This window comes from Sphingobacterium sp. UBA1498, from assembly GCF_002325125.1.
Lineage (GTDB): Bacteria > Bacteroidota > Bacteroidia > Sphingobacteriales > Sphingobacteriaceae > Sphingobacterium.
In genome coordinates this window covers 18,465-30,201 of the sequence record NZ_DCRG01000013.1, presented here as the reverse complement: position 1 = coordinate 30,201, position 11,737 = coordinate 18,465, and the positions used below count along the sequence as shown (strand labels likewise).

The window sequence follows — 11,737 nt, the reverse complement described above, 5'->3', positions numbered from 1 at the left end:
AATGAATACGAACCGCAGATCATTTATCAAGAAAAGTATCATTGGCACCGGTCTTTTGAGTGGCGCCAGTTTACTAGGAAACGAAGTTTTCGCCCATGAATCAACATCCAGTGCCTCAAAAATAAGTTTAAATAACGACGACATTATTTTATTCCAGGGCGACTCCATTACAGATGTGGGTCGGGATAGGAATAACAGAAATGCCAATGACACTGGTGCGCTGGGTCACGGTTACGCTTTATTGGCCGCTAGTCAACTTTTAAATAAATATCCAGCAAAGAACCTCAAAGTTTATAATACAGGTATCAGTGGCAACCGTGTACCGGACCTACAGAAGCGTTGGCAGGAAGATACATTGGCCATTAAACCAACAGTATTAAGCATTTTGATTGGTGTAAACGACTTTTGGCGCACGATTGATCGGGGCGCACAAACTACAGTTGATGAATATAAATCCCAATATCAACAATTATTGCAGGAGACGCTACAAAAGCTTCCCAATGTCAAACTGATCATTGGAGAACCCTTTGCGGTCAAAGGGGTGGGCCATATTACTGATGCTTGGTATCCAAAGTTCTTGGCTTATCAAGAATCTGCCCGTGAAATAGCAAAAGAATTTGGGGGAATCTTAATTCCCTATCAAAAAATATTTGATAATGCTCAAAAGAATGCTCCTGGTGCCTACTGGGCGGCAGATGGAGTTCACCCCACACTTGCTGGGGCACAGATGATGGCATCCGCCTGGATGGAATGCATTAAATAAAAATAGCGAGCGGATATCGTACTGGATATTCGCTCGCTATTTTTAACAGACGACACAATTGCTATTGTTTATTTTCAAGTTTAAATCTCTTTGTATTGCGTTTTTTGTAGATCGGGAAGAAAATAAGCTACAATACCGATCAAAGGAAGATAAGAACATAAGTGATAAATAAACTCGATAGAAGTGTGATCTGCCTGCCAGCCTAGCACAGCTGATCCTATTCCGCCCATTCCAAATGCAAAGCCGTAAAATAAACCGGAAACCATGCCTAGTTTTTTCGGCAATAGCTCCTGTGCATAAACAATAATCGCTGGAAAAGCTGATGATAAAATTAATCCGATCATGACGATCAATATCCCCGTCATGGTAAGTCCTACGTAGGGTAAAGCCAATGCAAATGGTGCAACACCCAATACAGAAAACCAGATAACATATTTTCGGCCAAATCGATCGCCGAATGCTCCTCCTAATAGGGTTCCGACAGCAACTGCAATAAGAAAATAAAAGAGATAAACCTGGGCTTCTACTTCACTAATCCCAAATTTTTTAATGGTATAAAACTGAAAGTAATTTGTGATACTGGCGATATAGAAATATTTTGATACGATCAACAATAGGAGGATAATCACAGTCATGACGATCCGCCCATTGGGTAAATCTGGCACGCGTATCGCTCGCTTGGTAGATTTAGCTGTATTTCGAAGCCTTTCTTTATACCAACTTCCGATATAATAAGATATAAATTGGCCAATGATTGTGAATAGGCACATCCATGCGATTGCCTGCTGCCCTCTCGGTAAAATCAAAAAAGCGACAATAATTGGGGCCATAGCTGTCCCTGCATTTCCGCCGATCTGAAAAATAGATTGTGCCATACTCCTTCTTCCACCTGACGCCATGTAAGCGACGCGAGACGACTCGGGATGAAAAATTGAGGATCCAACCCCAACGAGAAAGACTGAACATAAGATCCATTCATAACTATTTGCTTTTGAAAATAAAAGCATACCAAGGAGAGAAAAAGACATTCCGATAATCTGCGAATATGGAACAGGATGTTTGTCTGTAAATGAGCCCACAACAGGCTGGAATATTGATGCTGCTATCTGATAAACCATTGTGATCATTCCAACCTGCGAAAAGCTCAGATGATGTTCTTCTTTGAGCAAGGGATATGTCGCTGGTATCACTCCCTGAATCATGTCATTCAAAAGGTGCACCATGCTTACGGCAAATAAAATAGAAAAGATAGGTCTACTCGATTTTTCTTGTATCATGACGTTGTTCAAAAATTAAAAAGGTTGGTTTTCGCAAACCAACCCAAATTATCTTCATGTAATAAATTATAACACGCGGACCAACAATCCTTTCAGATATTCTCCTTCGGGAAAAGAGGCCCGCACAGGATGGTCCTCAGGTTGATGAAACTGTCTGATAAACTGAATTTCCTTACCTGCATCCAACGCTGCCCAAGCAAGCACTTGTTTGAAGGTATCCATATCCATCGCGCCTGAACAAGAAAAGGTTGCTAACAAACCACCACTATTTAACAACATCAATCCACGGCGGTTCAGATCTTTGTAAGCTCGAGATGCTCTTTCCAAGGCTGATCGTGATGGTGCATACTTAGGCGGGTCTAAGACTATCATATCAAATTTTTCACCCGCATCGATGAATTTGCATAATTGCTTGTTTACATCCGCCAATATTGCTTTATGTCGACTGGGTTCAAATCCATTTTCAACAATATTCTTTTCTAGGGTTTCAATAGCCAGCGCAGAGCTATCTACGGAAATGACTTCTGATGCCCCGTTTTTCAGACTATTCAATGTAAAGCCACCAGAATAGCAAAAACAATCCAGGACTCGCTTATTAGAAACGTAGTTAGCTGTCAGCTGACGGTTTTCTCGTTGGTCGCAATAGAATCCGGATTTTTGTCCATCAATAATGTTCACCTTATAATGGATACCATTTTCGACAACGTCAACAAATTCTGGTGGAAGTTCTCCATACAAAAGCCCATTGGTGTCGGGTAGTCCCTCATGTTCACGGGATTTCAGATCGCTACGTTCATAAATTCCTTTTGGCTGTAGCAAAGCATTCAATTCGTCGATAATAATTGATTTAACTTTTTCAAGTCCAACTGCGTGAACCTGAATAGATATAAAATCTGCATATTTATCTGCAATAAGTCCAGGAAGAAAATCTGCTTCAGCAAAGATTAGACGAACAGTATTCGTCACGTCTTTCTGTAATAGGTGCTGTCGTGCCGCAACAGCCTTTTGGACGCGTGAACGCCACCACGCTGCATCAATCGGCACTTGAGGATTCCATTCTAACAAACGAATGGCCACGCGCGAGCTATTGTGAAATAGCCCATAGGCAATAAATTCACGTTCAGCATTGTAAACACCAACAACTTCGCCATCCTCAATTTTATCGGACAATGATTTAATTGCTCCAGAAAATACCCAAGGATGCAATTGCCACGCAGCTTTATCCTTACCCTTATTCAAATAAACTGATTTCATTACTGCAAAATTAACGTATTAATTCGACATCATGACGAAACTTTCTGGATAAAACCTCGCTCTTTGTCAACACGTCATACTTTTTTTAAATTATTCCTTCCGTGTAAAAGAACCGCTATTTGTGAATGAAAGCAAAAAGGGCTCCGAAAGGAGCCCCCAGCATTTAATTATGGTTGATTAGATATTTTTTGAATGCTTCAAAATCGACTTTTAAAGGTTCAGCTAACTTTTCCTTTCCTTGCAAAGCTTCTGCTCCTTTAGGCAGAACTATCTTTTCAAACACATCTACAGCGATTGCATCAGGGAATTTGCAGGGATGAGCAGTAGATAAGAAAACCGAAGCATAGTGACCAGGATACTCATTTGCATAGGCACGAGCGCCAAGCCATGCGATTGCTGTATGTGGACAGGCGATATAGTTCGATTCTTTAAATAACTTCTGCATTCCTCTTTCTGTTTCTTCGTCTGTAAAAGTATAAGAAGATAACATACTTTTTAATTCGTCCACATCTCCTCCAAAGATATCCTGTATACGAACCCAGTTGCTCGGGTTTCCGACATCCATTGCATTGCTCAATGTTTGTACTGAAGGCAGCGGTTCATATTTGCCTGATGAAAGAAATCTAGGTACGGTATCATTTACATTTGTTGCCGCAACAAAATGTTTGACAGGTAGCCCCATCTTATAAGCTAATAGGCCTGCCCCAATATTACCAAAATTACCACTCGGTACTGTAAATACGACCTCATTGATTCCTTGCGACTTTAATTGCGCATACGCATAAAAGTAATAGAATGTCTGCGGGATCAATCGTGCTATATTAATTGAATTAGCTGAAGTCAACCGTAAGACAGCATTCAGTTCGGGATCATTGAAAGCCTGTTTCACTAATGCCTGGCAATCGTCAAATGTACCTTCCACTTCAATTGCACGAATGTTTTGTCCATTCGTAGTCAATTGTAATTCCTGAACCTCGGACACTTTACCTTTGGGGTATAAGATGGTTACACGCGTTCCCTCAACACCCAAAAATCCCAAGGCAACAGCTCCACCAGTATCGCCAGATGTCGCAACAAGCACATCCAGTAATTTATCATCCGTCTTCGAAAAATAACCCATCACTCTGCTCATAAACCGGGCACCAAAATCCTTAAAGGCGTAAGAAGGTCCATGGAAAAGTTCGAGCACAGCTGTGCTGTCGGTCAAGAATTTTACGGGAGCATCAAAGTTAATCGCGTCGTTCACGATTTGTTTTAAATCTTCTTTGGGAATATCATCCCTCAAGAGCGTGTAAGCGACTTCAAATGCAATCTCCTGTAAAGAATGCTGCTGAATATTCTTAATAAATAATGGATCCAATTGAGGGATCGCTTCCGGCATATACAACCCTTTGTCTGCTGGTAGCGAATTGAAGACCGCATCTTTAAAGGAAACTTCTAATGTTTTATTATTTGTGCTATAAAATTTCATATGTAATATTCTTTTTTTTTTAAGGCCATATGAAACATCCCGTTTTAATTTGAATTGATATTTTCACATGGATATTTCACTTTGTTATCTTTTTAAGAGGTAAATATGAATTAACCTTAGATTTGATAGACCGCTATGCTGTAAATAACTTTTGATCTAATATTCGGGGGCCTTCTACATTGACACGGGAAACGTATCCAAAACTATCAATTTCATTTTCTTTGAGATGAGTTTGAATTTTGTCTGCGATATCCTCTGCTATTTTCTCGTCTCGTGTTATTGCCACAACTGATGGTCCAGAGCCAGAAATACCGAAACTTAAGGCACCGTGTTTTAGAGCAATCTCTTTCATTTCATAAAATTGAGGGATTAAAATAGCTCGCGTCGGTTCGATAAGAACGTCTTTCATGCTTCGCGCAAGGAGATCATAATCTTCTTTGAACAAAGCAGCTACCAATCCCGCGATATTACCCCACTGGGTGACAGCGTCTTTTAATAGTACTTTATCTTTAATAAGTTGTCTAGCGTCGCGTGTGGGAACATCGACCTGTGGAAAAACGACTGCAGCAACGAGTTCTTTAGGCGAAGGAATGGAAATCACATCCAAAGGTTCATTTCCCCGAATTAGCGTTATGCCTCCATAGAGTGCTGGTGCCACATTATCAGCATGTCCCGTACCACAGGCCAAGCGCTCGCCTTCGACACAGAATGGCAATAATTCTTCTTTTGTCAAGGGGTTACCCAGCATGGCATTGATGGCAAAAAGCCCTGCCACGGTGCTGGCTGCGCTAGAACCTAAACCCGATCCGATAGGCATATGTTTATGTAATTCAATTTCCACACCGACCTTTGAAGAAATATTCAGAGCCTGTAATAAATACTGAACGCAGGCAGAAACGGTATTTTTACCTGGATCAAGGGGCAATCTTCCATCGTCGCCTGTTATTTTACGAATAGTTACCCCGGGTTGTGTAGTGCGCCGCATGACCACCTCGTCGCCTGGCGCCTCAACCGCAAAGCCCAGTATGTCAAAACCACAGATCATATTGGCGACAGTTGCAGGTGCAAAGACACGAACTTCGGACAGCATGCTGTCTAAATTTACAATCTTATCTTTCAGATACTCTACATTTAAATTATTAGCCATCATGTAATTGTTATTTTCCTTGAATCGTTTTTATGCTCCAACATTGACTAAATCGGCAAATACACCCGCAGCTGTTACTTCAGCCCCAGCCCCCGGACCTTTTACTACTAAAGGACGTTCTTTATAGCGCTCTGTTGTAAATGATATAATATTGTCACTACCCGATAATGCATAGAAAGGGTGGTTTTCATCAACAAACTGAATCGCAATGGATACTTTTCCATTTTCCAATTTTCCGATGTAGCGTATTACTTTATTTTCATCTTCAGCTTTCTTCTTCATGCCTTCGAAATAGTCATTTTCGCGCTGCAATTCTGCGTAAAACGCATCTACGGATTCAGCTTTCAAACATGCCGGCGGAAGTATTGAACCCAGGTCTACGTCCTCGGCTTCCACAGGATATCCGGCATCCCTAGCTAATATGAGCATTTTACGCATAAAATCTATACCGCCTAAGTCGTCCCTTGGATCTGGTTCAGTATAGCCTAGTTCCTGTGCCTGTTTAACAACATCATAAAAAGAAGCATCAGCTTTAAAATTGTTGAAGATATACGAGATTGTTCCAGATAAAATAGCCTCTATCTTGACAATACGATCACCACTCAACATCAAGTCTTTGAGTACGCGGACGATAGGTAGTCCCGCGCCTACGTTTGTCTCATAAAAAAAGTCCACACCGTGTCGATGAGCGGTATCGCGTAGTGTTTTATATTGCTCATACTTACCTGAGTTCGCAATTTTATTGCAGGTGACGATCGAAATATTGGATTTAAAGATGTCTTCATAATAGGTAGCTGGTAATTTGCTCGCGGTATTATCTATAAAAACACAGTTTGGCAGATTGAGTGCCTTCATACGTTCAATAAACAAGGCCAAGTCTGATTCAGTTCCATTTCTGTCGAGTTCATTAGACCAATTATTTAAATCAACACCTTCGGTATTAAAAAGCATCTTACGGCTATTCGAAATTCCGACGACTTTAATTTCGATATCGTTTTTATCCAGTAGGAAATCATGTTGACTTTCCAGCTGTTTAAATAAAGTTGCGCCGATGTTGCCCGTACCAATATTAAACACATGAAGGGTTTTCTTTAGCTCGGCAAAAAAAGCGTCGTGTACAGCGTTAAGCGCCTTCGCCAGATCTTCCTTACCTATAATAACAGATATATTGTATTCAGATGAGCCCTGTGCTATAGCGCGAACGTTAATGCCATTCCTCCCTAGCGCGGCAAATAATCGACCGGACATACCAGGTGTCTTTTTCATATTTTCGCCAACGATGGCCAAGACTGAAAGGTTATCTTCAATCGCTGGAACGATGAGCTTATTGGCTTGGATCTCCAATTCAAACTCCACTTCGATTAATTGTATCGCGCGTTTGGCGTCAGATGGGTTTACAGCAAATGTGATGCTATGTTCGGAAGATGACTGCGTAATTAACACAACATTGATTTGCTCTCTAGCCAATAAAGTAAAAAGCCTTCCGCTAAAGCCCGACTTGCCGATCATGCCTGAACCACTTAGATTGATAACCGAAATATCCGATATAGAGGAAATTCCTTTTATTGGTAGCGCTGTTTTGCCGCTATCAAACTGAATGACGGTTCCGGAGAAATCAGGCTCAAAGGTATTTCTAATAACAATCGGAATTTTCTTCAAGAAAGCAGGGATCATGGTAGGAGGATAAATCACCTTAGCACCAAAGTAAGACAATTCCATGGCCTCGGTATATGATAAAACAGGTAAAGAAAAAGCTTTTTTTACAATGCGTGGATCCGCGGTCAACATGCCATTTACGTCTGTCCAAATTTCAATAGCTGCCGCGTTTAATATGGATCCGAAGATAGCTGCTGTATAATCTGAACCGCCTCTTCCTAGAGTGGTAATACGACCGTTTTCGTTACTACCGATAAAACCCGTCACAAATAATAATTTATCGCCATGTGATATGTATAGTGATTTCACCAATTGCTCGGTCAATGTTTCATTTAAATGCGCATTACCAAAGTTCGAATCAGTTTTCACATAGTGAGAAGCATCCACAAATAATGATTCTGGAACATATTGTTCCATCACTTTAGATACCATATAATTCGAACAACGCTCGCCGTAGCTTAATATCAAATCTTTGCTTTGATAGCTCAGCTCTTTTAGTGCAAAAATTCCTTGAAGAAGATCTTCTATTTCATTAAAAAATAATTTCAGCTTTGTAAATACAGGATTTTGATATTTCACAGCCAGAAGTTCTTTCACTACTGTAAAATGCCTATCTTCCAAGGATTTCAGTCCCTCTGAAAAGGATTTTCCTTCTGCAGCGTCCTCAGCTAACTGCGTAAGCAAATTTGTCACACCCGACATAGCTGACAACACAACCAACGGTTTTTCCTTTGCATCATAAGATTTTTTCACGATGCCCAGGACTGCCTTTAAGCTTTCTACTGTACCGACTGATGTGCCTCCAAATTTTAAAACTTTCATGCTACTTTATACTGTTTGTTTAGATTGATGATTTTACGATAAAAAAAGAAGCGCTTTCCTGTTTTGAGGAAAGCGCTTCTAAATATTGTGTCTACAATTATATACAACGAAACTACTTCCTCCTGAGTCTTATCCCGGTGGTAATAATAATCGACGTAATAATTGAAGTTGTGTTCATTGCTTTTAATTATGTTCTGTAAATATAGAACAAATATTATCACTTTACCAAAGAAAATTAATATTTTTTTTAAGATTCACAATAGTAACCTCATTGAGGTGGTATTTTATCATCACATAAGTACGCTAAAATAGCGTAGGTGCTGTCCTTAATAAATACGGAAACGCACCAGATAAAATCGTTCTTAACAAGTATAAATACATCTTTGAAGATGTTAAAATTGTTAAAATTTCGTTAAATACGTGAAAATAAATTTGACCTTAAACTGTTATTGTATTATATTCGCAACAGTGCTGTCCAAAATAGATGACAGTATTCAATTTTTAAAAGTTAAATGTTGTACAAAAAAGCGATTTAATGAAAACAAAGAAATTTATAGCGTCAATGCTATTTATCGGCTTATGTCTAGTGTCGCAGGCACAAACCAACAGAAACTCCAAACCAGAATCAGATCCTGACAACTTAGCGAAGGAATACTTTTCACAAATCATGGGAGTTGCAGTATCAGCAACCACAAACACCAAACTTTATCAATTTGTTTATGAATGGCTAGGTACTCCTTACCGTTTAGGAGGAGATTCAAAGAGAGGCATTGATTGTTCAAAATTTTCTTACGAATTATACGACAAAGTGTTCAACACATCGCTGGGGTATAATAGCAGAAATCAGTACTCTCAAGTAAAAACTGTCGAAAAGAATGAACTTAAAGCTGGTGATTTGGTATTCTTCAAAATTAGAAGTAGAAGTATTACCCATGTAGGGGTTTATATCGGAGATAATAAATTTGCACATGCATCTTCTAGTAAAGGTGTCATGATCAGCAACCTAGATGAGCCATACTGGCGACGTTATTACTACAATGGAGGTCGTTTACCAGAAGATAATAGAACGCTTACTGCGGAGATAATCAAAGCAGAAAAAGATAATAAATTGAATTAATAGGATTAGATTCACTCTCTGAAAGTCCAAAGCGTTTAACTCGTTTTGGACTTTTTTTATACAATATAATATCCTATTTTTACCCAATAATCATTGGAAATACTATTATGTCTTCAAAGAAAACCCTCATCTTAAATAAAGAACAAATAAAACAAAAATCTATTCGGATTGCCTATCAAATATTGGAAGACAATTTTGAAGATGAAACGCTCGTATTGGTAGGTATTGCTGACCGGGGCTATGTATTTGCTCAACGTCTTCAAGCAATTTTGCAGGACATTTCAGACAAAGAGATTCTATTGATTAAGGTCACAATGAAGAAGACCAGCAGGTCATTAAGCGCAAACACAGACTTAGCTGTTGACATTGCAAAAGACAAGACGATTATCCTTGTTGACGATGTACTCAATAGTGGCAGGGCACTAGCTTATGGGCTGGGTGTATTTTTGAATGTACCGTTAAAAAAAATGAGAACTGCTGTATTAATTGATAGAAGTCACCATAAGTTCCCAATATTTAGCGATTACTATGGTACAAAGCTTTCTACGATATTACGGGAGCACGTAACTGTTACGCTCGAAGAATTTGACAATGAAGAGGATGCAGCATGGTTAATTTAAACCATGCTGTTATTTTTTTGAGACTTTCAATTTCATACCTGGTTTTATCCGGTTTCCGCTCAAATCGTTTTCACTTTTAAGCCGGCCCACTGAAGTACCATTTTTATCTGCAATCTCAGATAATGTATCGCCTTTCTTTACGACATAGTAAGCTGTACGTGTGGTGTTGGCTACATGCTGCTGGCTTTTCTTTGCAGATCGTTCTGTATTACGGGCTAATTTTGTATTTACAAAATCATCCTTCTTTTTTATTATTAGGTTTTGTCCAGGAACAATTTGATTGCCGCGCAGATTATTCCAGGATTTTATATCCTGAACTGTCACGTCAAACTTATCAGCAATGGAAGCGAATGTTTCGCCAACTTTCACTTTATACTTTCCATTGAGTAGGGTCTGCACTATGTTTTCATTTTGGATTGCATTTGACGGGGCGACTGGCGTATTAAGTGCTGCATACAACTCTTCTGTAGCAATTTTCTTGTCCACTACAGGTAACACTAACCGCAATGGGGCATCCTCGGTACCATTTAATACATTCTTCTTAAAACTAGGATTTAATGCGCGTAATGTTTCTTTAGACACCTGTAATGCATCTGCTATTTGGTTCAATGATATCCGCTTATTGATATCCAAGATCTGCGTTCTTAATGAAAGTTCGGTATCTGCCGCATTGATATTATTTTCATCTGCATACTTCATCGCATAGGTCATAGCGATAAATTTCGGGATATAGTTTTGAGTTTGTTGTGTCAAATAAGGTGCAACATCCCAAAAAGTTGCCTTCTCCTTTCCTGAGCGCTGAATTGCACGGCTAACAGCTCCTTTACCGCCGTTATAGGATGCTATCGCTAATAGCCAATCGCCGTATTTCTCATAAGCCTCTTTTAAAATCTTTGCGATTGCATAGCTGGAGGCGATCGGATCCATACGCTGGTCGGTATAACTGTCTACTGTAAGGTGATAAGTTTTGGCTTCGTAATACATTAACTGCCATAAACCTGTCGCTCCTGCACTGGAAATATCGCGCGGATTTAGGGATGATTCAACTACACTAAGGTATTTGAGTTCGCGTGGCACACCGACCTCATCCAAAATTTTATCAAACAATGGAAAATAGTATTGTCCTAATCCCATCATTCTACACATATAAGGATTATAATTGTCTGAGGTGTATTTCGCCACCAGCTCTTTCACTCGAGGCGAGTAGTCTAGTGGGACCTCTCGTTCTATTGCCTTCAATTTCCGAACCAGCTGTATATCTTCGTCTGTTATTTCCGAATGCTGCTGTCCATTATTCCCCGTAGATTTTATACTATCTAGGTATTGGTAAATCTCCTGTTTTTCCTTTTCGATGCTTTTTTGAAAGAAGTTTTGAGCTGCTTCTTTCATACCTTCTACAGCGCTTTCTTGGGCCTTAAGTGGCAGCACAAAGCATACCCCTCCTAGTAATGAAATTAACGCCTGTTTTCCGATCATAAATTTACTGTTAAATCCGAGTTTGATTGATCTACTGAAAAATCAACAATAATCTAAACGCTTAGAAATGGGTTTTAGTATAAATATGGTTTTCGCCCTATTCAGCTTTAGGTCGAGTATAAAACAAAATACGA

Annotated in this window: 9 protein-coding genes; 3 read left to right on the top strand and 6 right to left on the bottom strand. The window is 39.5% G+C overall.

Going from position 1 to position 11,737, the window contains the following annotated elements; genetic code table 11:
* Position 1 precedes the first annotated feature (1 nt).
* Entirely contained in the window at positions 2-763 is a 762-nt protein-coding gene (locus tag B3139_RS08605) for an SGNH/GDSL hydrolase family protein (RefSeq protein ID WP_293881927.1), read from the top strand.
* An 80-nt stretch (positions 764-843) separates the two neighbouring features.
* On the opposite strand, the gene B3139_RS08600 is transcribed toward B3139_RS08605, so the two are convergent.
* The 5 genes from B3139_RS08600 to thrA all read right to left on the bottom strand — a co-directional run bounded on the left by B3139_RS08600 (position 844) and on the right by thrA (position 8,390).
* The gene (locus tag B3139_RS08600) at positions 844-2,040 is read right to left on the bottom strand and encodes an MFS transporter (RefSeq protein ID WP_209581493.1); all 1,197 of its coding nucleotides are present in this window, start codon (positions 2,038-2,040) and stop codon (positions 844-846) included.
* A 66-nt stretch (positions 2,041-2,106) separates the two neighbouring features.
* Positions 2,107-3,294 (bottom strand): class I SAM-dependent rRNA methyltransferase, encoded by a 1,188-nt coding sequence (locus tag B3139_RS08595; protein ID WP_293881923.1) that lies wholly within the window; start codon positions 3,292-3,294, stop codon positions 2,107-2,109.
* A 163-nt stretch (positions 3,295-3,457) separates the two neighbouring features.
* The gene (thrC, locus tag B3139_RS08590; RefSeq protein ID WP_293881921.1) at positions 3,458-4,765 is read right to left on the bottom strand and encodes a threonine synthase; all 1,308 of its coding nucleotides are present in this window, start codon (positions 4,763-4,765) and stop codon (positions 3,458-3,460) included.
* A 133-nt stretch (positions 4,766-4,898) separates the two neighbouring features.
* Positions 4,899-5,855 (bottom strand): homoserine kinase, encoded by a 957-nt coding sequence (locus B3139_RS08585; RefSeq protein ID WP_293882015.1) that lies wholly within the window; start codon positions 5,853-5,855, stop codon positions 4,899-4,901.
* Positions 5,856-5,942: 87 nt separating this feature from the next.
* Positions 5,943-8,390, bottom strand: coding sequence for a bifunctional aspartate kinase/homoserine dehydrogenase I (gene thrA / locus B3139_RS08580; RefSeq protein ID WP_293881919.1), 2,448 nt, complete (start codon positions 8,388-8,390; stop codon positions 5,943-5,945).
* A 535-nt stretch (positions 8,391-8,925) separates the two neighbouring features.
* Between thrA and B3139_RS08575 the strand changes: the two genes are divergently transcribed.
* Together B3139_RS08575 and B3139_RS08570 are read left to right on the top strand one after the other, a co-directional pair.
* Positions 8,926-9,507 carry a C40 family peptidase gene (locus tag B3139_RS08575; protein WP_209581483.1) on the top strand — a complete coding sequence of 194 codons (582 nt, stop codon included), beginning with the start codon at positions 8,926-8,928 and terminating at the stop codon, positions 9,505-9,507.
* Between the two features lie 107 nt (positions 9,508-9,614).
* Positions 9,615-10,127: a phosphoribosyltransferase family protein gene (locus B3139_RS08570; protein WP_209581480.1), complete on the top strand. Its 513-nt coding sequence runs from the start codon at positions 9,615-9,617 to the stop codon at positions 10,125-10,127.
* A 9-nt stretch (positions 10,128-10,136) separates the two neighbouring features.
* Here the strand turns inward: B3139_RS08570 and B3139_RS08565 are convergent, their stop codons facing one another.
* Entirely contained in the window at positions 10,137-11,603 is a 1,467-nt protein-coding gene (locus B3139_RS08565) for a LysM peptidoglycan-binding domain-containing protein (protein WP_293881912.1), read from the bottom strand.
* Between the last annotated feature and the right edge of the window lie 134 nt (positions 11,604-11,737).